Annotated in this window: 22 protein-coding genes and 1 tRNA gene; 15 read left to right on the top strand and 8 right to left on the bottom strand. The window is 43.6% G+C overall.

Going from position 1 to position 24,125, the window contains the following annotated elements; genetic code table 11:
* Nucleotides 1-69: 69 nt before the first annotated feature.
* The 4 genes from GVN16_RS01440 to GVN16_RS01425 are packed head-to-tail and all read right to left on the bottom strand — an operon-like array spanning nt 70 to nt 7,059.
* Nucleotides 70-1,548, bottom strand: a complete 1,479-nt coding sequence (locus GVN16_RS01440; protein ID WP_166562050.1) for a PQQ-binding-like beta-propeller repeat protein — start codon at nt 1,546-1,548, stop codon at nt 70-72.
* 12 nt (nt 1,549-1,560) lie between these two features.
* Nucleotides 1,561-3,591 (bottom strand): hypothetical protein, encoded by a 2,031-nt coding sequence (locus tag GVN16_RS01435; RefSeq protein ID WP_166562049.1) that lies wholly within the window; start codon nt 3,589-3,591, stop codon nt 1,561-1,563.
* A 27-nt stretch (nt 3,592-3,618) separates the two neighbouring features.
* Nucleotides 3,619-4,911: a hypothetical protein gene (locus GVN16_RS01430; protein WP_166562048.1), complete on the bottom strand. Its 1,293-nt coding sequence runs from the start codon at nt 4,909-4,911 to the stop codon at nt 3,619-3,621.
* A 36-nt stretch (nt 4,912-4,947) separates the two neighbouring features.
* Nucleotides 4,948-7,059, bottom strand: a complete 2,112-nt coding sequence (locus GVN16_RS01425; RefSeq protein WP_166562047.1) for a hypothetical protein — start codon at nt 7,057-7,059, stop codon at nt 4,948-4,950.
* Nucleotides 7,060-7,248: 189 nt separating this feature from the next.
* On the opposite strand from GVN16_RS01425, the gene GVN16_RS01420 reads away from it, so the two are divergent.
* The 14 genes from GVN16_RS01420 to GVN16_RS01355 all read left to right on the top strand — a co-directional run bounded on the left by GVN16_RS01420 (nt 7,249) and on the right by GVN16_RS01355 (nt 18,589).
* A complete protein-coding gene (locus tag GVN16_RS01420; protein WP_166562046.1) occupies nt 7,249-9,282 on the top strand; it encodes a sensor histidine kinase in 2,034 nt (677 codons plus the stop codon).
* Complete coding sequence (locus GVN16_RS01415; protein ID WP_166562045.1) at nt 9,282-9,902, top strand: response regulator transcription factor; 621 nt, start codon at nt 9,282-9,284, stop codon at nt 9,900-9,902. Before GVN16_RS01420 ends, GVN16_RS01415 begins: the two co-directional genes overlap by 1 nt.
* Before the next feature lie 138 nt (nt 9,903-10,040).
* Nucleotides 10,041-10,628 carry a hypothetical protein gene (locus tag GVN16_RS01410; protein WP_166562044.1) on the top strand — a complete coding sequence of 196 codons (588 nt, stop codon included), beginning with the start codon at nt 10,041-10,043 and terminating at the stop codon, nt 10,626-10,628.
* A gap of 221 nt (nt 10,629-10,849) precedes the next feature.
* Entirely contained in the window at nt 10,850-11,848 is a 999-nt protein-coding gene (locus tag GVN16_RS01405; RefSeq protein WP_166562043.1) for a hypothetical protein, read from the top strand.
* Between the two features lie 464 nt (nt 11,849-12,312).
* Nucleotides 12,313-12,936 carry a Crp/Fnr family transcriptional regulator gene (locus GVN16_RS01400; protein ID WP_166562042.1) on the top strand — a complete coding sequence of 208 codons (624 nt, stop codon included), beginning with the start codon at nt 12,313-12,315 and terminating at the stop codon, nt 12,934-12,936.
* Nucleotides 12,937-12,998: 62 nt separating this feature from the next.
* Nucleotides 12,999-13,796 (top strand): sulfite exporter TauE/SafE family protein, encoded by a 798-nt coding sequence (locus GVN16_RS01395; protein ID WP_166562041.1) that lies wholly within the window; start codon nt 12,999-13,001, stop codon nt 13,794-13,796.
* A 14-nt stretch (nt 13,797-13,810) separates the two neighbouring features.
* Complete coding sequence (locus tag GVN16_RS01390; protein WP_166562040.1) at nt 13,811-14,245, top strand: OsmC family protein; 435 nt, start codon at nt 13,811-13,813, stop codon at nt 14,243-14,245.
* An 84-nt stretch (nt 14,246-14,329) separates the two neighbouring features.
* Complete coding sequence (locus tag GVN16_RS01385; protein WP_166562039.1) at nt 14,330-15,748, top strand: rhodanese-like domain-containing protein; 1,419 nt, start codon at nt 14,330-14,332, stop codon at nt 15,746-15,748.
* Between the two features lie 13 nt (nt 15,749-15,761).
* The gene (locus GVN16_RS01380; protein ID WP_166562038.1) at nt 15,762-16,088 is read left to right on the top strand and encodes a rhodanese-like domain-containing protein; all 327 of its coding nucleotides are present in this window, start codon (nt 15,762-15,764) and stop codon (nt 16,086-16,088) included.
* Between the two features lie 69 nt (nt 16,089-16,157).
* Nucleotides 16,158-16,367, top strand: coding sequence for a DUF2892 domain-containing protein (locus tag GVN16_RS01375; RefSeq protein ID WP_166562037.1), 210 nt, complete (start codon nt 16,158-16,160; stop codon nt 16,365-16,367).
* Nucleotides 16,364-16,597 (top strand): hypothetical protein, encoded by a 234-nt coding sequence (locus GVN16_RS01370; protein WP_166562036.1) that lies wholly within the window; start codon nt 16,364-16,366, stop codon nt 16,595-16,597. Before GVN16_RS01375 ends, GVN16_RS01370 begins: the two co-directional genes overlap by 4 nt.
* 196 nt (nt 16,598-16,793) lie before the next feature.
* Nucleotides 16,794-17,357 (top strand): YeeE/YedE family protein, encoded by a 564-nt coding sequence (locus GVN16_RS01365; RefSeq protein WP_166562035.1) that lies wholly within the window; start codon nt 16,794-16,796, stop codon nt 17,355-17,357.
* Nucleotides 17,358-17,415: 58 nt separating this feature from the next.
* Complete coding sequence (locus GVN16_RS01360; protein ID WP_229244028.1) at nt 17,416-17,862, top strand: DUF6691 family protein; 447 nt, start codon at nt 17,416-17,418, stop codon at nt 17,860-17,862.
* Between the two features lies 1 nt (nt 17,863).
* Nucleotides 17,864-18,589 carry a DUF2490 domain-containing protein gene (locus tag GVN16_RS01355; RefSeq protein WP_166562033.1) on the top strand — a complete coding sequence of 242 codons (726 nt, stop codon included), beginning with the start codon at nt 17,864-17,866 and terminating at the stop codon, nt 18,587-18,589.
* A gap of 317 nt (nt 18,590-18,906) precedes the next feature.
* Here the strand turns inward: GVN16_RS01355 and GVN16_RS26055 are convergent, their stop codons facing one another.
* The 3 genes from GVN16_RS26055 to GVN16_RS01340 all read right to left on the bottom strand — a co-directional run bounded on the left by GVN16_RS26055 (nt 18,907) and on the right by GVN16_RS01340 (nt 21,304).
* On the bottom strand, nt 18,907-19,146 hold the full coding sequence (locus tag GVN16_RS26055; RefSeq protein WP_310587402.1) for a hypothetical protein: 240 nt from the start codon (nt 19,144-19,146) through the stop codon (nt 18,907-18,909).
* Between the two features lie 740 nt (nt 19,147-19,886).
* Nucleotides 19,887-19,970 (bottom strand) — tRNA-Leu (locus tag GVN16_RS01345).
* A 95-nt stretch (nt 19,971-20,065) separates the two neighbouring features.
* On the bottom strand, nt 20,066-21,304 hold the full coding sequence (locus tag GVN16_RS01340; RefSeq protein WP_166562032.1) for an ABC transporter permease: 1,239 nt from the start codon (nt 21,302-21,304) through the stop codon (nt 20,066-20,068).
* A gap of 134 nt (nt 21,305-21,438) precedes the next feature.
* Between GVN16_RS01340 and GVN16_RS01335 the strand changes: the two genes are divergently transcribed.
* Nucleotides 21,439-22,701 (top strand): asparagine synthetase B, encoded by a 1,263-nt coding sequence (locus tag GVN16_RS01335; RefSeq protein WP_166562031.1) that lies wholly within the window; start codon nt 21,439-21,441, stop codon nt 22,699-22,701.
* On the opposite strand, the gene GVN16_RS01330 is transcribed toward GVN16_RS01335, so the two are convergent.
* Nucleotides 22,702-24,123 carry a chloride channel protein gene (locus tag GVN16_RS01330; protein WP_166562030.1) on the bottom strand — a complete coding sequence of 474 codons (1,422 nt, stop codon included), beginning with the start codon at nt 24,121-24,123 and terminating at the stop codon, nt 22,702-22,704.
* Nucleotides 24,124-24,125: the final 2 nt, after the last annotated feature.

Genomic DNA, 24,125 nt, shown 5'->3' with positions numbered 1-24,125 from the left:
AAACTTAGTGGATGGAAATCTCCTGACATATCAATAGAAAGTACGATTTTCAGGTTGCGGCTAAATGACTTATTTCAATTTGTAGGCACCTTTTAAAGTGACCCCATAAATGGAACCATCACGGTCAATGGTCCATACAGGCAGGCCTCCGGCCGGAGATTCAATGTTCCAGGGCGTATTGGCAGCATATTGAAAAAGTCTTTCCGGAAGACCCGTTGTCCACAACAGCGTTCCTGTTTCGCCGTCAAAGCCTTGTAACTTTGTGTCTTTCCATTGGTTGTTTTCATCCACAATCCTTTCGCCAACATAAAACGCACCCCCTGAGGAACATAATAAACCTGCATTGACCGGAATTTTTCTTCTCCATACAAGCTTCCCGTCTTTTGTACTATACCCGTGGATTTCTTTTTCTTTTCCGGCCTGGACCTCAGCTACGACAACGGTTCCGGCACCTGCCCTGTTGATAAAATATTGTTTTGATGGCAGCTTTGCAGTCCACAATATTTTGCCTGTATTTTTATCGAATGCCCTTAAACCTTCTCCGTAAGGACGACTGCCCGGGCCTGTGGGGCCATCGAGCCCCTGCACTTTGATGATCACTTTGTGGTCTGTGATCATAGGAATACCGTCATCCGATTTGTACTCTTTTGTTCCGCTCCTTTCTGTTGCCGGCTGATCAGTATGCCGCCAGAGTGTTTTACCGCTTGCTAAATCAATGGCATGCAGGTGCCGGGTAGGAGGGTCGGTTTGTTCTTTACTTCTGGCAGATAAAAACAAAATTCCGTCTTCGCTGGCCCCCGCACTGAAAGTTGGCTTGTAATGAGGATCTAACTTGTCCGGCATAGCCAGTCTGAAAGCCGTATTTTCCCAGAGCACTTGATTAAGATCGCTGTTTAAACCACTTAAAACACTGTAACCGTTTTTAGCTGACTGTGTAACTGCAGTAAAAACATTGCCATAGCTTCTGATGGGTGCAAGAGGCTTTATCATTTTTAATGACCTGGTTATTCTGCCCGTTTTCAAACTGATGACGTAATAATCAATTGGCCCGCCATCTTCCCGCGGATAAACCATGAGAACCTCTTCAGCAGGCAATTCAAAAAACTGTATGGTTCCCATAGAACCACGCCTGTTTCCTGTCTGGCAGATGTTGCTGATATTCCAGACGATTTTGCCTGTTTTTTTATCGATGATGGAGAGTCCTGCATTCGTGTCATTATTGCAACTTCCGGTAAGTACATATTTTTCTGTCACGAAAGGCGTCCAGACACTCCACCAGCCGGGATTAATTTCCCATTGAATTTTTGGTGCGGATAAAACAGGCGGTGCTGCAAATTCACGGCTGTTACAGGTAGTACCAAATGGCCTCGTCATGACGGATGCATCATTACATGGTGCATAGATCGTAACTTTTTTCAACCTTGTCATCGCCGCTTCCCTCGCCTGCGGTGAATCGTCGGGCACCTGTGCACAGACTGTCATCACGCAAAACAAAAACAGGATGGCAAGGCTATGAATGGTGTGCTTTTTAATAGGGGTGTTTTTCATGGCTATATTGTTTTATTTTCCAAATCCGCTGATACCGCCGCTCATGCTGCCGCTGATGAGGCTCATCTTCCCTGAAGCAGCTACATTCATGGCAGATGCTTCGGCATTAACATAAACATCTTCAATACCGCTGCTGGTAAACTCCACGCCCATGCCGGCTTTGGCACCTGCCTGCACGGGCCCCGCACCCACGCTTCTTTCCATCACTGCTTCCAGGTTTCCGTTTACCAACCGGTCTCTGCCTGAGTTATCAGATCTATAATTAAGGTTTCCGCTCAACGGTCCCCCGTTAAATTTCACGGTCATTTTACTGCAATGTGTTTCAATGCTGTTGCCGCCACCAAAATTTAAAGAAGTATGGTATTTGCAATTCATGTCTTCAAAATCGGCGAGCTTTGTTTTCTTTCCTTTATCCGGAGCCGGTGCCCTGCAAATATTGTTGGGGGTAATATAGGCACTTTCAAGAAACCTGCTGTTGCTCAATGCCGCCAGCCATTCTTTTTTTGCGTTGATCTGTGTTGCTGCAAATTCATTGTCATCCTGACTCAGTTGTTTCCAGTACAACTCTTCTTCTAATTTCAAACGTAACAGATGCAGATAATCTGTATAGGCCTGCTGCAGAGCTTCGTTATAATTTTTATACAACCACAAGGCATAGGCCCTGTTCACGTTGCAAATGTCCGCTCCCAGGTCTTCTCCTTTTTTTCCTAATTCAGATTCTTCACCAGCTCTGATGCTTAATTGTTTTTCAATGTTCTTACGTGCATTTTCTTTTTCTGCCTGGTACTTTTTAATCAGGTCATCTGTTTTTTTCTTTGCAATTTTCAGCAGGTAAGCCTGGCCTCCGTCCTTTTTCATATCGTCAAGGTAGCGTTGGGCTGTTTTCTCATACAACTTTCCCTGAGCAGCATTATTTGCGGAGAGCCCTGCCACCCCGTTTTTTGAAATGGTATTATAGGTTTGCTGTGCCTGTTGCATTTTACCATTCATGAGAGGCTGCAGTTGCCGGTTTAATTGCTCCGTTTTGGTCAAAATCTCTTTCTGAAAATTATCCCAGACGTATTTCAGCTGAACCTCTTCTTCATAATTTTTCGGATAATCAGGGCGAATAAATTCACGCAGACCCAATGGATTGGGGTCGGGATGAAAAGGTTTTCTCATATCTTTTCCGGTAACTGAATACCCCAGCTTTCGCAGCGTATTTATTTTGTTTAAGGAAAAACTATACGCCAGTGAATTTTTCATGTGTTCTATTGCTTTGGGCGTATTGCCCTTGCTTTGCTGTATCAGGCATTGGGTTTGGTTGGCCTGCGGGTGCCAGGCAAATGCTTTGATGGTTTGCTGGAGGTAGGTATCGGCTTTGCCGGTTTCTCCCAGGTAAAACCACGCCTGGCCAAGATTGTTGAGAATGGTGGTGTTGCCCGGAAATTTTTTACTGAGGAAGTCAAGCAGGGGAATGGCCATATGGGGTGCACCGGCCATGCTCAGCATGGCCGCAAGGTTGCTGAGGTTATCTGTATTCTTTGCATCGTCGGCTGCGGCCCTGCCTGATATGTAGACAGCAGGTTCCGGTTCGCCGTTTATCCAAAGCCCGGTAGCATTGTTGGCTATAGAAAGATGATCAAAGCCTGCAGATTTTAATCCTTTATAAAGATACTCACCGGCGGTTTTTCCTTCATTACTTAAGTGCCCTGCAATGTATTTGTTTACGTCCGTTAAGTAAGCGGCAAGATTGGCATCGGTAATGGTTATTTTTGGAATAGCCGCAATCAAGCCTGCATTTTTTGAGGGGACACCCAGGCCACCGCTCACAGCCGATTTCACATCTGCATCTGTTGTTCCTGCTGACATTGACGGAACTTTAGGCGTCATGCCCATTTGCTCCATCATCTTTTTTTGTTCAGGGGTCAGTTTATCTAACTCCTGCTGCAATTGTTTTTGTCTTGCTTCTACTTCTGCTTTTGTTTTTGGATTACCTGTTTGTGCGGATACACTGTTATGGATCTGCAAACTGATAAAAACGATTGATAAGATATATTTCATAAACCATCAGTTATTTGTTTCAAAAAATTACTGGATCATTTTCTTCAGCCCATCCATGTCAAAATTTTTCAGGAAATTGTTGAAGAGCCTTTCAGAAAACCCATTGTCCTTACCTGTTTCATAGCGGAATTGTATCTCCATAAAGACGGGTTTGGTGGTCTGGCCGGTTGGTGCAGTAAAATAAGCAGGGTTTAGAACATACAAGGCAGACAGGTATTCGTCTTCAGCCTCATAAAATTTCCCCAGGCTTTCCAGTCGTTTATTGGCATCGTAGGTCCGGTTATTATTATCCACCACTGCCGGCTTCTGCAGCCATTCCGGCTTTTGGGTAGCCAGTATATCTTTCAGTTTTGCTTTTTTGGCTTCATAGATTTTTGGATAAGCATCCTTATCCTGCTCCAGCAAAGCCATTTTCTTTTTAGCAGAGTCAGTAGTCCCGTTCGCATAGTCCTTCACCATTTTGGCATGGCTATACAGGAAATTGGCTTTTTCTATTTCAAGATATTCCAGCATGTCTTCCAGGTATTGTTTCCTGCTGACGGGAACCAATAATGGCACACCCGGTTTGGTGATGAGGTAACGCCTGTCAACCCATGTATAGGAACCGGGGCCACGCTTGTCATATTTACTTCCGTTCATCCAGTTTTCCACATAGCCGTCCCCATTGATGATCTTTAAGAAATCTGCATGTTTGTTTTTATAGTCATTGGAACGGTTGGCGAGCATATCCGATTCTGAGATGTATTGCGATACTTTACTGGGACTGTTTTTCCTGTCATTTTCAAAACCGGGCCCTTCTTTGGCTTCTAACGGTATTTCATAACGGATCTGTCCGTTAATGCTGAATTCGCCTGTGCCGCCCGCTTTTGTTCCCCTGAAAATGTAGGGGTTGACATCTACCCGAACCACCGTTCTGTATTCATCCACGATTTTAGGCACATGCTCGGTCACATGGCAGACGTAAGCGTACACCCCCAGTTGGTAATCGTAATTGGCGTAAACATATTTACCATAGTTACTATTTCCTCGTCTTGAAAAACTTACCCTGGCAGCACACCCGGTGAGTTTAAAATCTTTACGGCTTGCTTCCTCCAGTTTTTCAATGGCAATGAGCCTTTTCATCATGGCACCTTGTTCTTCGGCAGTACCTTTTAAATTGTTTACTCCGTATTTCGGATTGGTATGGTCGGTATAAATTCCGTCCACTGCGTCAGCCGTTCCGTTACAGGGCACCTGTGGTGCCGTTATTTTTCCTTTGGTTTGTGCCGTTAAGTTTTGAAAGCACAACAGCATAGCTAAACCTGCAATACATGTCTTCATTTTATTAATGGTTACTTCAAAAAATGGATGATGATTTTATTTTCTAAATATACCGGTGCCCTGTACCGAACCTGCACCGCTGTTAAGGCTGATGCTTCCTTCCACGCCGGCACTTCCGCTGGCCGGGCCTATACCTGCACCGGCTTCCACACCACCTTTTATCACGACATCGGATATCCCGTTCCTGTCTATTTCAATATCTGCTCCCACGCCGGCACTCACATTGGCTTCCAACGGGCCGACTTTACCGCCGACGCTTGCTTTCGGGCCGATGCTCACCGTACAATTTCTGAATGAATCGCCAAAGCCTGCATGATCCAGGTCCTGGTTTAAGGTTAAGCTCAACGCCGCGGCGTTGACAGTTGTTTTCAATCCGCTGCAATCTAAATGTATATTGAAGCCTGCATTTACAATGCCCAATTGTGCACCGAAATCACTGTTGATGTTACAGTTAGGGTCTTTAAATGCCGTCAGTCTCCCTGTTTTTATTTTTCCGTTGCCCGTGCACCCATAATTTACTCCCAGTACTTCGGCTTTAAAAGACAGGTCGCTCAGCCATTGTTTTTTCAAACCGGCTACGATCCCCGGGAGCAATTCAGGATAGGTGGTGTAAAGCGAGGAATACGCCATTTCATTCAGATACTGCTTTTGTGCCGTTAAATATTCGTGATATAAATCCTCGTATTTTGCGTTATAGGCAGCCAGGTAGGTATCTACCGCCTTTACCGACTCACTGCAAAGCACATCGTTGTTTTCTGTTCCGCCCTGCCCCACATTTTTCCATCGTTCGTTGATCTTCTTCATGGCAGCGTCATATTCTTTTCTGTAGGCAGCACCATCACCTTTCATAAAAGCAGTCATTTTTTGCAGTACCTCATTTTTTTTCCGTTGGAGGTTTTGCATTATCATATTTTCCCTGGCATTCATTTTCTCCGAAAACATGGGTGCACCTGTTATTTGCAAAGCACTGCCCGGACTCACAGAGCCGGGGTTGGCCAATGCTTTGTCCCTGGCACTCATAAACTGTTTTTGCTGATCTTCCAGCCGCTTCATCATTTCCTTATTCGATTCCTCCGTTAGTTTTTGCAATGGTTTCATGGCCTGGTTTACTTCAGCTAAGAATTGTTTTCGCTGCTCTTCATAAACTTTCATGGCGGCATACGATTTTGGGAATTCCATCGGCGAAAAATTACCGAGATTAAGCAGATCATCGCTTTTATTGGCCGGAGGGAAATCGTTGTAGTCGCCGGAACCGATTTTATAGCCCAATTGTCCCAGTTTATCTCTTCTTGCAGCCGTTGCACCTTGTTTGAATGCCGTTTTGGCATGGCTTGTTGCAGCAGCTTTATTTCCTTTATTTTCTTCAATGAGGCACAGGGTTTCGTTGGCTTGTGCATGACCGGCAGCTACCATCAAAGTACTGTCCAGATATTTTTTTGATTTATCCATATCTCCCAGTGCAAACCATGCCTGCCCGAGGTTGTTGAGGATGGTACTGTTCTTTTTAAACCGGGTGCTCAGGTTCTTTAAAATTGGAATGGCCAGCTCCGGAGCACCCATCATGGTGAGCATCGCTGCATAGTTGTTCAGGTTATCGGTATTATTGACGTCATCTTTACACACCTGTGCCATCAGACCCAGGGCAATTTGTACACGTCCCTGCATCCATAGCACGGTAGCCGCCTTACCCATTTCATCTGCATCATTTCCTTTCTGTTTTAAAGCTTTGTAGATTTCATTGGCTTTGTTTTTTGCCGCGGGTAACACGGCCGAGAAAGTGCTGCTGCTGGTTGTGCCGATAAATGTACCCATGTTAGCTGTGGAAGGTGTGGATGCAATAGCGGAAATGGCTTTGGTATTTTTGGCCGGGACAATTCCGTTGGATACAAGCCCGGGTTTTGCAGTAGCACCGTTGCTGTTGAGCTGGCTGTTGGCATTGTTTATTTTTTGATTTGCCCCCATACTGTTCATCAGACTGTCATATTGTCTTCTGGCTTCCGGGCTCATTTTAGATAGCCGTTCGTTCAGCCCTTTCATGGCTTCGGCGTACTTCTTTTTATCCGCTTCCATTTGTTCTTTGGAAGGTCTTTGAGCATGCACGGCAACTGTCAGAGAGAAGAATAAGACCAGCGATACTACTTTTTTCATGTGAATAAAATTTTAATTGTTAAAAAATGCCGGGCGACGCTTCGCCGGGCGACGTTTCGCCGGGCGGCCGCTTCCAACGGCAATAGTTGATAGCTAACTGCTAATTACTGAAAGCGAATGGCTAACGCTATTTCATTCTATGTTGTAAATGTAGCAGGGGGGACCTATGCAAGTCAATCATGTAAAAAGATGATTTTTGAAAAACCGGGCAAGAAATCATTAAAAAAGACGATAGGAAATATCCTTCCGGCAGCCGTAATTTGCGATAACAGAAAAGAAATAATTTACAGTATGCGAAAAGTGATATTGATTTTATTTTCAGTCTTTACTTCCTTCTTTTGCCAGGCACAGGTAGAAAAGAAAAGGGACAGCCTTTTGACCCTGGCAGCAGGGGCGAAGGATGATTCCACCCGCATTGCACTATTATTGAAAGTGAGTGGCATTTATTCTACGGGAAACTTCGACAGCTCTTTTCTCTACATGAATAAGGCTAAAAAACTGGCGGAAGAAAAAGGCATAACCGGTTGTGATCAGTATATCAATACAGCCTTTATGCAATACTATTATTATAACAACGATTACAAAAGTTCGATAGACTATGCATTAAAGAACCTGGCTATTGCCGAAAAATCCGGTGATGAGAAGTTACTCGCCAAAACCTATAACAATCTGGCAGCTGTTTACAATCATTTCGGAAACAATAAATCCGCGATAGACTATTCTTTAAAATGCCTGGCACTGTCGGAAAAAACAAAAGACAGTACGAGTTTTCCTGTCCGCAATCTTACGGCGTCTAACACTTACTACAACCTGAAACAGTACGATAAAGCCATATATTACTCCAAAAGAGCCATTGAATTCGGGAAGCAGTTCGACAATTCATTTGCTGTCATGATGGGGCTCAATAATATGGCCGCTTCCTATTCAGATCAGCACAAAACGGATACGGCCATTAGCATATATCTGCAACAACTGGCCCTTGCCCAAAAAGAAGAAGACCTTGTCCTCACCTGTTATGCACTGATTAACCTCTGTCAGAATTATTTTTCTGTCAATGACCCGGCCGCCGTTGAAAAATATGCAGTGATGCTGAATAAAGCAGCGGTGGATTTACCTGACAAAGCAACCCTCGCCGAAATTCGGAATGTAAACGCATTACGCTATATACTGAGAAACGAATATACGCTCGCGAAAGCGGAATTAGACGGTGGTATTGCCCTGGCAAAAGTAGAAAATACCGATGCATTGGGAAATCTGTACCAGACGTATTCAAAATTATATTTTATACAAAACAAGATAAAGCAAGCGGAGGACTATGCCTACAAATATGACTCGCTGCAAAGTGTTGCCAATATAAAAGAGCTGAATTTTTATATAGAAGATTTAGAAGCCAAATATGAAACCGAGAAAAAAGAAAGCCAGATAAAGCTGCAGCAGACAGAATTGAAGCAGAAAAGTAACTTTATTTATTTCCTGGGGGCAGGTGTATTTTCTCTGGTTGTGATTTCTTTACTTACCTACAGGAACTACCGTCATCGCCAGAAGCTGCAGCAGGCCAAGATTGATGAACTGGAAACTGAAAAAAAACTCACCGCCACCGAAGCCGTTCTGAAAGGTGAGGAAAAGGAACGTACAAGGCTTGCCAAAGATCTCCACGATGGTCTCGGTGGTATGCTCAGCGGCATAAAATTTTCCCTGAACAATATGAAAGAGAACTTAATCATGACGCCTGATAACGCTCAGGCCTTTGAACGCAGCATTGATATGCTGGACAGTTCCATCAGAGAAATGCGTCGTGTGGCTCATAACATGATGCCGGAAATGTTGGTGAAATACGGACTGGATACTGCTTTGAAGGAATTTTGCCATGAAATTGATCGCAGTGGTGCCATACATGCAAGCTATCAGTCTGTAGGCATGAAAGACATGCCTGTTGACCAGACCATCAGCGTCACTGTTTATCGCATTGTCCAGGAGCTGGTAAATAATGCCGTGAAACATGCACAGGCTAAAAATGTACTGGTACAACTGCATCAGTCTGAATCAATACTGGCCGTTACAGTGGAAGACGATGGAACAGGTTTTGATGAAAACACGTTAAAAAACTCCGGCGGTATGGGCTGGCACAACATCCGGAACCGGGTAGAGTTTCTGAAAGGTAAGCTGGATCTGCAATCCGGCCCAGGCAAGGGCTCTTCAGTCATGATAGAAATGAATATTTAATGAAAACAGGCATTTTCATAGTGGACGATCATTATATGATCATTGAAGGTATCCGTTCATTATTACAAAATGAAACAGATATCGAATGGCTTGGTCATGCCACCAACGCCTCATCCTGCCTGGGTTTTCTGAAACTTCAGCAGCCGGATGTCATACTGATGGACGTTAACCTGCCGGATAAAAGCGGCACAGAGTTGTGCAAAGAAGTAAAGCGGTTGTATCCGGAGGTTTTGGTATTGGGACTCAGCACATTTAACCAGCAGGCCATTATCCAGAATATGGTAAACAACGGGGCCTCCGGATACCTGTTGAAAAATGCCACCAAAAAGGAATTAATGGAAGCTATAACCCTGGTACAGAAAGGCAAGACCTACTTCAGTGCAGAAGCTGCTCAGTCATTAAAAGAACCTCAGGAACAGCAGCCACTTATTACCCGCAGAGAGAAAGAAGTGCTGCAATTGATCGCCGAAGGCTTAACCAATGCTGAAGTATCGGAAAAACTCTTTATCAGCATCCCCACGGTAAACACGCACCGCAAAAGCCTGCTGGAAAAATTTGAGGTGAAGAACACAGCCACGCTTATCGGTAAGGCAATAAAGCTCGGCCTCGTACAAACGTAGGTAAAGGTATAATAATGCAAAGCTTTCCAACGTCTCCGACGTACCGGAAGGCGTCACGCGGTCTCCCGACCGCCATCAACTTATCCTGTTCATCCTGAAATCCTGTCTGAAACATTCCTGATTTGCCTCGCTGCAACTATGATTTACCTCGTTGCAAGTATGATTTGTGTGGTTGCAAGTATGATTTGTGTCGCTGCAACTATGATTTGCCTCGTTGCAAGTATGATTTGTCTCGTTGCAAGTATGATTTGCCTCGTTGCAAGTATGATTTGCCTCGTTGCAAGTATGATTTGTCTGGCTGCAAGTATGATTTGTGTCGTTGCAAGTATGATTTGTGTGTTGGCAAGTATGATTTGCTTGTTGGCAAGTATGATTTGTCCGTTGGCAAGTATGATTCGTGTCGTTGCAAGTATGATTCGTCTGTTGGCAAGTATGATTTGTGTGTTGGCAAGTATGATTTGCCTGTTGGCAAGTACGATTTGTCTGTTGGCAAGTATGATTTGTGCGTTGGCAAGTATGATTTGCGTGTTGGCAAGTATGATTCGTCTGTTGGCAAGTATGATTCGTCTGTTGGCAAGTATGATTTGTGTGTTGGCGAGTATGATTCCCCGAAATTGGGTTTGGAGACTATCTCAGGCCCATCCTGTTCATCCTGAAATCCTGTCAAAAGAAAAACAGGGCATAAAAAAACGGCACCCTTTGCAGAGAATAGTATTTCGTGTATAAATAGCTGTTCAGGTTGGTTCTCAAACCCAGAACGTCAGGAGTTTATGATCAAAAAAGCCCTTCATATGATCTCCATTCGATACATCAGTACGATGCGATCTGCTTTTTTTATTCATTTTGGGTAACTCCCGATTGGAAAAGTTTTGGTATTATTGCCCCTGAAATTAAAGCAAAGCCATCAAAATTCAAGTCATTGTCTGACTATAAACAGTACTTCATAGATGAAAAAAATCATAAGTGTCTTATTACTACTCAACTTAGTGTTCGCCTGCCAATCAAAATCTGAAGACGTTGCTCCTGTGGATGAAAACGGATGCAGGCAACTGTCATTCAAAGAAACTCTTTATAATGGTACTGTTGCAGCCAATGAGGTGTATACTTACAATGCTGCCAAAAAACTGATAGAATTCAAGAGTCTGGAAAGACTGGAGAAGTACGAATACAACACGAAAGGGCTCCGGACAAAGAAAACTGCGACCAGGTTATTAGATATGGTTAAAGAATTGGAAGAAGAGTACTCTTACGATGATAAAGGTCAGTTGATAAAGCAGTTAATAAGATGGCCGGATACCCGTACAGGAAATTCCACAGAAGACTACCGTTTGTATGAGTATCATAACAATGGTAAGTTGAAGAAGGTGGAGTATTATGTACATGTAGCGGGAGGATTGTATACCAGAATCCAATATAATGAGCAAGGACTTGTAATTCAGGATGAGGGCCCCAATGGGCGTGTTGCTAAATTTGAGTACAATGCCAGTGGTAAAGTCACCAGAGCAATTGAGAATTTACCCGCTCCCAATAATACAACCTCAGAACAAATTGTTGAGTATAATTCAAAAAATCTGCCTGCAAAAATTACTCTTAAGGTTAATAACGTAATAACAGGATACGTTAATTACGAGTATAACGATAAAGGCCAGGAAACCGGGCTGTTTTCGACTTCGATTAATGGTGATCTGATCAGCAAAAGGACTACCGGATACAATGGTGAAAATTATTCCGTTTCGAATTTTAATAATAGAAACGAATTAGCAGACCGAACCGAGTACGAAGTCCTGAATAGCCGGATTATGAAAAAAACCTATTACAGAAAGGATGTTTTCCAATATTCCGATACCTACGCTTATGACGCTTCCGGTAATATGATAAGAGATGAAATGAAGCTCAGCTACCAGGCTAACCCCGTAATAAGGGAGTGGGCTTATGCCTGCGACTAAGCCAGCCGGCAGGCGAGGAGACCGTCACTTAAATGATGCCGTGGATGATAATCTGTTGTTAATCCACGCGAGGTAAAAGCAGCATGTTTACCGGTAACGAAGTGCGGTTTTATCCTGTTCATCCTGAAATCCTGCAAAAGAAAAACAGGGCATTAAAAAAACGGAACTTCATTGCTGGAGTTCCGTTTCGTACCCTTATCAGAGTTGATTTCGAAAAAATGTTTCGTCTGAAAACACTTCTACCCCGATGTGCGGACTCTTTGTAGCTATTTGCTTAACTTAAGAACATCTCAGGAAAATAAAACCCTCAGGATCGTGAAAATTGACTAGAAACTCCTTATAAAATTGTATGGTCAGAAGCCCTCATCATTTGGTGAGGGTTTTCTTTTATTGATGAAAACTTAAACTTAATCTTTATTTAAGAAAGTAATGCTTGTAATCATGCAATATCATAATTTTACAAAATGGATAATCTTGATGAAATCGAAGAATTTAAGTCCTCACCTGAATTGGTAGAGAAACTGTACAAATACAGTGTGCAGAAAAAGTATGAGGCTGGAAGTGTTATTCTGAATGAGAATGCTTATATCCGCTCTATTCCTATTGTAACGAAAGGAGTTATGAAAGTAATCCGTACTGAAGAGGACGGGAGAGAAATTCTGCTCTATTACATTAAAGCAGGCGAAAGTTGCATCATGTCTTTTTTGGGAGGTTTACACAATGAAACCAGCAAGGTCAAAGCTGAAATAGAAGAAGATGCTGAAATCCTCTTTTTGCCGGTAGACAAGGTTTCACTCTTCATTAAAGAATATCCTCAATGGCTGGACTATATTTTCCGTTTATACCATAAGCGTTTTGAAGAGCTGCTCGATATTGTAAATGCCATTGCCTTTAAAAAGGTGGATGAAAGGTTATTAAACTTAATGAAAAAGAAGTCCGAACTCATACAATCCAAAACCATTCAGGTCACCCATGAACAGCTGGCTAACGAATTGGGAACTGCCCGGGTAGTTGTATCGAGGTTATTAAAACAACTGGAAGAAAGCGGTCTTGTTTTACTCGGCAGGAATAAAATTACCCTTGTGTAACCAAAGTAGCTGTACGGTTTTTTGAGTTGATGCACTTTTGCAGTATCAACATCAGAAAACAAATGGACATTGCAGGTTATCTGGCTTCAATTTTTATAGGAATCGCTTTAGGGCTGATCGGCGGTGGGGGCAGTATCCTGACCGTTCCCGTTTTAGTTTATTTATTCAGCATAGATGCCGTGCTGGCCACTGCATATTCTCTTTTTATTGTCGGGATAACAAGTGTTTTCGGTTCTGTCTCCTATTTCAGAAAAGGACTGGTCAATATCAGAACCGCAATTGTTTTCGGCATTCCCTCCATTGCGGCAGTCTTTCTGACGAGAGCCTATGTCGTTCCAGCCATACCTAACGAAATATTCCGTACCGGCGGGTTTATCGTTACCAAAAGTAATTTGCTGATGCTTCTTTTTGCGGTACTGATGATTACTGCTTCTTACAGTATGATTAAGAAGGACAAAGCCACTACTGACGAAAAACCTGTGAAGCAGCGGTTTAACTACCCGCTTATTCTTGTGGAAGGGGCTTTTGTAGGGGTGCTGACAGGCCTGGTAGGGGCTGGAGGAGGTTTTTTGATTATTCCGGCATTGGTGCTCTTGAGCAAGTTACCGATGAAAGAAGCCGTAGGAACGTCTCTGGTCATCATTGCTGCCAAATCATTAATCGGCTTTTTTGGAGAAAACGGCGAAACCGCCATTGACTGGTTATTTCTCTCAAGAGTATCCGGATTCGCTGTTACAGGCATTCTTCTGGGTATCGTACTTTCCAGAAAAATAAACGGTGATAAGCTCCGGCCCGCCTTCGGCTGGTTTGTGCTCGTAATGGGTATATATATCATCGTTAAGGAAACGCTTATTCAATAAATATAAAAACAGATATGTCACAGACACATTTTTACGAAGTTAACATTCAGTGGAAAGAAGGAAGGATCGGGGAATTATCATCTCCTGTTTTGGAAAAGACCATAACCTGTGCCACGCCCCCCGAGTTTCCTCAGGGAGTTCCTAATATCTGGTCGCCTGAACATTTATTTGTTGCTGCTATCAACAGCTGTTATATGGCCACATTTCTGGCGATAGCTTACAATTTTAAAGTTGAAATAGAAAGTCTGAGCTGCAGGACCGTTGCAAAACTGGAGATGGTGGAGGGGAAATACCTTTTTACCCAGGCGGAAATGTTCCCTGTTGTAAAGTTAATCAACGCGGAAAAAGATAGCGACAAAGCTCAACGCATTGTTGAAAAAGCAAAAGCCGGATGCCTGGTGACCAATTCTATGAAAACTGAGATATTATTGAGCCCGGATATCAGCTAATGTAACTAAAGTAGCTGTACAGGAAAAAATCTTAAAGGAGATTTGCAGTATTAAAAGAGTATTAACGATTAAAAATAGATACCTATGTTTTTTCAACACGTTTATGATAAAAGTCTGGCACAAGGCAGTTATGTAGTGGGCTGTCAGGCCACGGGCGAGGCAATAGTAATAGATGCCCAAAGGGATATTGATGTGTATCTTGATATAGCCAGGCAAAACAACCTTCTCATTACGCATATTACCGAAACGCATATTCATGCAGACTTTCTTTGCGGATCAAGAGAACTGGCTGCGGTAACCGGTGCATCAGTTTATCTATCCGACGAAGGGGGGAGTGACTGGCAGTACCAGTTTGATCACATCGGGCTGAAAGATGGGGATGTTATCAAAGTAGGCAACCTGTCCCTGGCAGTAATGCACACTCCGGGACATACGCCGGAAAGCATCAGTTTTCTGCTGACAGATCACCCGGCAACAGAAAAACCGGTAATGGTTTTCACGGGCGACTTTGTATTTGTCGGCGACATTGGACGTCCTGACTTGCTTGAAAAAGCTGCAGGACTGATCGGAACAAAAGAAATTGGTGCCAGGCAAATGTTCAGGTCTTTGAAAAAATTTGCGGCATTACCTGAATATGTCCAGGTATGGTCAGCCCATGGAGCTGGTTCTGCCTGTGGGAAAGCCCTCGGAGCGGTCCACAGTTCTACAGTAGGCTATGAAAAAATACGTAACTGGGCTTTCCGTTATGGTGAAGACGAACAATCGTTTACCGATTACTTGCTGGCAGATCAGCCCGAGCCGCCGAAGTACTTTGCCATGATGAAACTCCTCAATAAGGTGAATCGTCCGCTTTTGACAGAAGTGCCTGTGCATCCTGAGCTTAATAAAGAACAGTTTATTTCTGCTTACGAAAAAGGCATTAAAGTAATTGATACCCGCAAAAAAACAGATTTTGCCAAAGGGTTTATTCCCGGAAGTCTCAACATCCAGGGCAACAATTCTTTTGCTACCTGGTGCGGCTGGTTGCTGAATTACCAGGAGCAGTTTATCCTTGTAGCCGACGGAAGCCAAATGGAAGACCTGACCCGCAAACTGATGCGTATCGGACTTGACAATATGTACGGCTATATCCCTGATGTTTATGAATCAGGCATTGAGCTTCAGACCGCAGACGTCATTTCGCTTGAAGAGTTTAAAACATATATAAATAACGATGATGCCCAGGTAGTAGATGTGCGTGGGATCACAGAATACGAAGCAGGGCACATAGACGGAGCCATCAACCTTTTTGTGGGGACCCTCGGCGACAACCTGGATAAAATCAGCAAAGATAAACAGGTCGTCGTCCATTGCCAGGCAGGTGACCGGTCGGCAGTTGCCTGCTCACTTCTGGCAAAAAACGGTTTTAAGAATGTTAAGAATTTTTCAGGGGGCATGAAAGAGTGGCTGGCCGGGAAAGGAGAAACTATTGCCTGTAAGGAGGCTACTTGTATCAATGCATAAACAAAACACTATTATGGGAATATTTTCAGCATTATTCGGTAAAACAGACAACAGTCAATTGTCTGAAGCCATCAGAAACGGGGCTTTTTTGGTGGATGTCAGAACCCCGCAGGAATTTTCGGCAGGGAGTGTAAAGGGAGCGGTAAACATTCCGCTGGATAAGCTTCAAAGCCAGCTGTCCAGATTCAGGGACAGGAAAAATATCGTTGTTTTTTGCATGAGTGGCGGCCGGAGCAGCCAGGCCAGGAGCATTCTGGAGAAGAACGGTTTTCAAAATGTAATCAACGGTGGTACCTGGCACAATGTCAGCCAGATAGCAGGGGAACAAAACGAAGAATAATCAAAACTTTGTAAGCCCGCGAAAACCGTTCAGGAAGTATTTAATAACCTTATTAACAAAACAGGAAGTATGAAAAAGAACATGGGAACAACAGACAAGGCCATCCGCATATTAGTGGCGGTTGTTATAGGCGTTTTGTATTATGCCAACATCATTTCAGGCACAACGGCAACCGTTTTGGGTATTTTAGCAGGGGTCTTTATCTTTACCTCGTTTATGAGTTTCTGCCCTTTGTATTTGCCATTCGGCATCAGCACCCTTAAAAAAAAGAAGCCATGAAGAACTATCTCAGAAGCTGGACTTTTGTGCGTGCTCTGCGTTTAGCAATGGGTATCTTCATTGTGGTTCAGGGTATTCATTCCCGGGAATGGCTCTTTGTGACATCAGGTGGGTTATTTTCTTTATTGCCGCTCCTGAATATAGGTTGTTGTGGTGCTTCAGGCTGCGGAGTACCTGTTTTAAAAAGCAATAAGAAAGCAGAAGATACTACCTATGAAGAAATCCGATAGGAAGCACCTGTCCAAAGTGGCTGACAAAGACCTGATGAATATATAAAATAATCTTCATTTCAGGCATGGCTGCAAAATGTGTAGCTGTGCCTGAGGACAAACCGAACAGTGAGAATCGGGGGCTTTCTGTTACTGAACTTTTACAGAATATTAATACCACCACGAACGCTGTTAAAAAACACGGAAAACAATAAAAATGATTGAGTTGATAAGACAATCCTGGCCCTGGTACATAGCGGGCCCAATGATCGGACTGACGGTTCCGGCACTACTGATTTTAGGAAATAAGTCATTTGGTATCAGTTCATCCCTGAGGCATATTTGTGCTTCTTGTCTACCTGCCAACATCCCTTTTTTTAAATACGATTGGAAAAAAGAAGTCTGGAACCTGGTCTTCGTATCCGGCATTTTCCTGGGAGGAGCAATCGCTGCGAATCTTTTAGGCAACCCAAATCCGGTTGAAATCCATCCTGTGTTAGCTTCTGAACTTGCCGGTTATGGAATTACCCATTACAGCAACCTGATCCCGGACGATATCATCAACTGGCAGTCTTTAATGACCATGAAAGGATTTTTAATGATCATAGCCGGAGGTTTTTTAGTGGGTTTCGGAGCACGTTATGCAGGAGGCTGTACCAGTGGTCATGCCATCATGGGGCTCTCCAACCTGCAATGGCCCTCCCTGGTTGCGACGGCCTGCTTTATGGCAGGTGGTTTTATCATGGCAAACCTTATTTTACCTTTTATTTTTTCTCTCTAAGCGAATGCAGCAATATACAGGTACAAAAACAGATTTTGAAGTAAGGTCGCTGGATGCCATGTGTGTAAATGAAAGCCGTTTGGAACACAAATGGCATCATAATTTAAAATACCTGGCAGTCGGAATTTTATTCGGCATCGTATTCGTAAAGGCGGAGATTGTGAGTTGGTTTCGAATCCAGGAAATGTTTCGTTTGCAGTCTTTTCATATGTACGGAATTATCGGAAGTGCTGTGTTGACCGGAATGATTTCAGTCTGGCTGATTAAACGATTCAAGATTAAAACCATTTACGGTGAAAGAATAGAATTACACCCCAAGCAATTTAACAAAGGACAAATATATGGCGGTTTGTTATTCGGTTTTGGCTGGGCCCTTACAGGAGCATGCCCGGGCCCTCTGTTTGCACAAATCGGGACAGGTTCAACCATCACCATTGTTACGCTTCTGAGTGCCATAGCCGGAACCTGGACTTACGGATTTCTGAGAGAAAAGCTTCCTCATTAATATGGGACTTACAGTAAACTTAAAGTCGCTGTATATTCTGACAGCGTGGCTTTTTATTACACAGACATTGAGGGCACAACATCACAATGCCTGGTTGCGTGGTACATTAAGTATTTCCTTAAATAAAAAAATAAAAACCGATTCAGAGTTGCAATACCGTCGGCAAAACGGCTTTGGCAATAATGATATGCTTAATAAGAACCTGATGTTTACCTTCAGAAACTGGACACATTACCAGTACAATAAGGAAATAAGGTTTTCAGTTTCACCATTTGCCTTGTTTTCCCATTACAGGATCATTCAAAGGCCCGAAGACGAAACCGCAAGACCTGTAACAGAGATCCGGTTTTCGGCAGCTGCAGATATCCAGCAGCGGTTTTTTGAAAAGTTTTATTTAACAGGGAGAAGTGCCGTGGAATATCGTATTTTTAACAACAGCCAGGCTGATATTACCAGGTTTAGAAACCGCCTCGGTATTCGTTTCGAGTTTCAGGAGCGTTTTAAACTTAGTCTCTATGATGAAATACTGGTGAACGCGACGGGAGTATCTCTCCTTCATTTTTATGATCATAACAGGGTAGGTCTGAGTTTGGAGTATCAGATTTCAGACCGGCTCAAGTCAGACTTTGGATACGTGTACATTTCCAGACTACCCACTACAGCCACTGACAGATTAAATGAAAACAACATTTTTGTCAACCTGAGCTATCTGTTAAAAAAACTGTAATGAAAAAATTAATTGTTGGTATTAAACAGGATTACAGAATGATATGACAAAAATAGGAAAAAGGACTCATCTGAAATACCTGTGTGCGGAAGGCAGGCAATTACTTAGAAACGCCGATGCCGTCATTGATGTGATAATCATAGAAGATGGATCAAGCACATAATTGGGGATCGACTTAGATTATGCATATAATTGAGCTAGTCTGTATTGGAAGAGTTCTACATTTTTTACGCCTCTGAACTGTAACCTGAACGCCTTTACCTTGGCCGGTCCGTCGCACGGTTGAAAGACTCCGCGGAAGCATTGGCAGATCTGTATCAAATAATTGATAATGGTCTTATAATGATTTTTAACGGCTTCCCAGCGTTTGGACATGGAACCGCTCGGGGACGCCCAATCGGTGAACCTGACGATATTGGCAAACATCGCTTCACAATCAGTTCCGTATTACCTGCCATGTCTAAGGTAACTTCCATCACCTTTTCACGTTTTCTTTCAGGGAGTTGCCTCAGAATTCGAACAACTGCTTCGGCTTTTGTTCCTGCAGTAATAGCCACAATACTACCTTTCTTGCAGCCTTGTCGGTCAGAATTGTATAAATCTCCCCATGAGAAAAACTCGTTTCGTCAATAGATAAATGAGTACCTGAGTTTTCAGGGTATAAAAGCCAGTCTTTACATGTGATCGCTAGGGCCAGCTTTTTAAATCGCTTAAATGATTACGGTACTGACGTCGCAGCCGATGGCCATCAACGTTGTAAAGCCTGAACAAACTACTGGTACTTTGGGGGTATAAATCCTTCAATTTCTTTTAAAAAAGCCGCGAAGTCTGTCGTCATTCACGTACCCTGTGATATCTCTTTCCAATCTCGCAGTTCTACTTTGTCTGTCTGTGTATTCAGCCAACCGCGGCGACGGACATGAAGAAAAACACGATGCTCACGGATAGGGAAATCTTGTATGCTAATCTCAGGAAGAAAACCATTAGACAATTGACCTTTCTCTGAAATCTGTTCTGGAGAATAATTCTTCTCCAGCAAATAAAGGTGAAGTACTTCCGAATGACACCCGACTGGGCTTAATTCAAAATATGATAAAAGGTAGTCTGGCAACAGATAGGCCACTAAGGGTAAGAAACTCTCCAAATGTAGTTTTTCTTGCAAACTTAAAAAATACAACTCACTACACAAGTTTTGGTTTTGATCCACCGTTACCCCTCATCCTGCTCATCCTGAAATCCTGTCTGACAAAAAACAGGGCATAAAAAAACGGAACTTCATTGCTGGAGTTCCGTTTCGTACCCGGAGCCGGAGTCGAACCGGCACGAGTATAACCTCATTGGTGTTTGAGACCAACGCGTCTACCAATTCCGCCATCCGGGCATATCGTCTTCGTTGGGAGTGCAAAAGTAGAAGATGAAATGTATTGTTCCAAATAATTATTCAATAATATTCGGTTTTTTTCAGGCCTTTATCGCTTATTCGTACCGCAATGCTTCGATAGGGTCAAGCTTGGAAGCTTTATACGCCGGGTAAAAGCCTGACAGTAAGCCCACAGTAACACAAACCACCAGCCCGAGGGTAATCCAGGCCCATGGAACGATAAACGAACTGTTATCACTCATAAATACAGCCACCATATTTCCTACACTGATACCGATAATGATACCTGCCAGCCCGCCCAGGATACAGATCACGATGGCTTCTATCAGAAACTGGAAACGGATTTTACTCGGGGAGGCCCCCAAAGCTTTCCTGATGCCTATTTCACGGGTTCTTTCGGTTACCGACACCATCATGATGTTCATGAGGGCAATCGAAGCTCCTAATAAAGTAATGAATGAAATGCCGAATCCGCCCACCCTGAGATATCCTGTTACCTCTTCAAAATCTTTCAAAAGAGCATCAGATCTTTCTATTTTAAATGTATCGTCAACTCCCGCTCTGTCACCTCTCACCTGACGCATCACGGCCGTGGCTTCCCCGATGATATAATCCATGTCTGAGGCATTCGGAACCGATGTGGTGATTTCATAAGAGAATGTACCTTTGGTGTCATATTTTCTTGACGCATGCAGGGGAATCAGGGCTACGCGGTCATCACCGCCGCCGGTTATGCTTCCTTTCTTTTCAAGGACACCGATCACCTGGTATTTATCACCCATCACTGAAATGGATTTTCCGATCGGACTTTGTTTCGGAAACAGGGTCTGGGCAATCTCATTTCCAAGAATAACCACGCTGCTGGCATATTCTTCGTCGGTGGTGGAGATAGAACGGCCGCTTTGTATTTTGTAACCTTTCATGGCGGTGTAGTTTTCATCCACACCCATCACCAGTACATTCGGGTTGGTTTTCAGAGACTCATACTTGATCACCACGGCTCCCGACACGTTGGTATAGGTACTTACGACTGCGTTTGTTTTGCCGGAAAAGAGTTCGTTGTATTTGCGTGCCTGACGGTAAGTAATAGGTTCTACCCGTTTCTGGGACATCCCGTTTCGGCGTCCGAATGATTGTTCTATCCTGATATCGAATGAGTTGGCTCCCAGGCCTTCAAAGCTTTTGTTGACAGAACCCTGCATACCGTCAATGGTCGTCAGGATACCTACCAGGGCCGTAATACCGAAAGTAATGATCATGGCCGTCAGCACCGTTCTCAACATGTTGCCTTTGATCGATCTCAGGCCTTCCAGAACATTTTCTCTTATATTCATTGTATTGCTATATTTCTAACTGATTGGAATAGTTTTTGTCTTATTTTTGTTAAATTGTCATAACTCAATAATAAAAAACACACTGTTGAGTTTAAAATACAAATTTCGATATTGCAATCAAAACAAGCAAACCTATGAAACGAGTGATTTTGCCGCTTATCATTTTTTTAGTTACCACACTCCACTCATTTGGGAATCAGTTGCTGATACCAATGGACGGCGGGCAGAAAAATCACCTTAAATCCTATGGTCTTGCTTTTTGGGTATTGCAGAAATACGACACTGAGATTGACTGGCTGCTGAACTACCGCGGAGGCAGTTTTATGTTTCCGGCCTCACAGAATTTTATCAATGAATGTGTGATCAGGGGCATCAGCTATGAGATGATCTCAGATGCTGAAGCCGGGGCTATCCTGGCACAGGTTAAAGACCCCGATGCCAATATGGATGCCGTAAAATTACAGAAAGCTCCTAAAATTGCGGTCTATACCCCAAAAAGTGCTTCGCCATGGGACGACGCGGTTACCCTGGCCCTTACTTATGCAGAAATTCCTTATGATAAGATATATGATGGCGAAATCATGGAAGGCAAACTGCCCGAATACGACTGGCTGCACCTGCACCATGAGGATTTTACCGGGCAGTTCGGTAAGTTCATCAGGATGAGGAGCTCATCGTGGTTCCAGGAACAGAAACGTGACGCGGAAATGATTGCCAGCAAATACGGATTCACGAAGATACCACAGCTGAAAAGTGCCGTGGTCATGAAAATCAACGAGTTCGTGCTGGGTGGAGGTTATATGTTCGCGATGTGTAATGCCACCGATACTTTTGACATTGCACTGGCAGCCCAGGGACTTGATATTGTAGAAAGTCCTTATGACGGCGACGGAGCTGATCCTGATGCCGATTCAAAACTGAATTATTCCAAAACGTTTGCATTTAAAGACTTTTCGCTGATCTACGATCCTTATGAGGTAGAGTTTTCCAATATAGATAATGTACCGGGCGAGAGAGGGGTGTCAGAGTCCAATGATTATTTTAACCTGTTTGAGTTTTCGGCCAAATATGACCCGATCCCAAGCATGCTGACCCAGAATCACCAGAACCTGATCAAAGGATTCCTGGGACAGACCACCGCCTTCAAAAAGAAATTCGTTAAACCGGATGTGATCATCATGGCAGAAAGCAGGATATCAAATGAAGCCAGGTACATCCACGGCACAATGGGCAAGGGCTTCTGGACGTTTTACGGGGGCCATGATCCGGAAGATTATCAGCACCTGGTCAACGAAGAACCTACTGATCTGAATCTCCATCCTAATTCTGCCGGATACAGGTTGATTCTGAACAATGTACTTTTTCCGGCTGCCAAGAAGAAAAAGCTTAAAACCTAGTTATTCCTTAGTGTTAACTTTTTTATGATCCCCGGTTTCGAAGCCGAGGATTATTTTTTGCTTCTGTATTTCATAGAATGATTTTCTGAGCACCAATCCTGCCGAAAGATTGGAAAGAAGTCCGGCCATCAAAAAATAAAAGATGGCTGAGTGTCTGTCTGTCATTTCCAGAACCAGGATGGCCGAAGTGAAAGGAGACCGGGTAACCCCGGTCAGAAAACCAATCATTGAAAGAAGAATCAGTAAGTTTTCATGTTGATGCGGAATGTCGGCAATTTTGGCTACCAATGCTCCGAAGGCTGCCCCGGATGATAAAGAAGTGGCAAAAATACCCCCGGCACCCCCTGCTCCGAATGAAATCAGGCTTCCTAAAAATCTTCCGGGGAAGGTAAACCAGGGTAGTGTTTCCGGGTTTGTAAAAAGTATTTTATTGATCAGGGGCTTGCCTGTACCCATGCTTTGATGCCCCGTGAAATAGACCAGGAAAGCAAAAAGTAAGCCCAGACTAAGTACAAAGACGATTTTAGAGACAGGAGAATTGAAACGCTTTCTGAATTCCGCCAATGCAAGCACAAGCCTCGTAAACCAGCTGCCGAGAAAGCCCGAAAACAGGGGGATGAGTATCGCCCAGAAAATCAGGTTAAAGGGCAGGGTGGCAATTTTCGGAAATCCCAGGTAAAGATAGGAACCCAGAAACTGCTGGGCAGTCATTCCCGCAATAATCACAGCCGTGAAAATGGCGGTCCTGAATTTACCGATATGCGTTTTGGTAAGCTCTTCTACCACATAAACAATCCCTCCCAACGGAGTATTGAAAGCCGCGGCCAGTCCCGAGGCCCCTCCGGTAATGATCATGACCCTTTGTGAAACCCTGTTGAAAGAAATGCCTGAAGCAAAACGGTGGATCAGCTGAAAAACAGAGCCTGAAATCTGTAGGGTAGGGCCTTCCCGGCCAATGGCCCCGCCGCCCGTCAGCATAAGCAGACTGCTTAGTATTTTGACAATGATTATCCTCAGGCTGAGCAGCTTGTCTACCCATTTACTTTTGGGAGTTTCTGCAAGTTCAGCGGCAGCCATCAATTGCGGAATTCCGCTTCCTCCCGCGGTGGGGGCGAGCCTGGTGACCATTAGCCATGAACCCAGAAAACAAAGAGGACTGACTATAAAAAGAGCATAGGGTGAAAAATCAACAATTTTCAGAGAGATAGATTCAAATATTTCAAAGAGCCTTTCATAGGCAACCGCCATCAGGCCTACCAATACCGAGGCAACGAGAAGGGGAAGCGTGTCGAGAGATATTTTTGTAAGGTGGTTTTTGTGAAATTTCTTTTCCAGAAACGCGAAAAGAGAAGAGGTTTTTACCTGTTTCCAGAATTGTAAAAACCTCTTTTCCCATATATCCGGTTGAAATTTCTTCGCCATAT

It is taken from the genome of Emticicia sp. CRIBPO, assembly GCF_009905725.1.
Classification (GTDB): domain Bacteria; phylum Bacteroidota; class Bacteroidia; order Cytophagales; family Spirosomataceae; genus Leadbetterella.
This window is presented reverse-complemented; position numbering and strand designations above follow the sequence as displayed.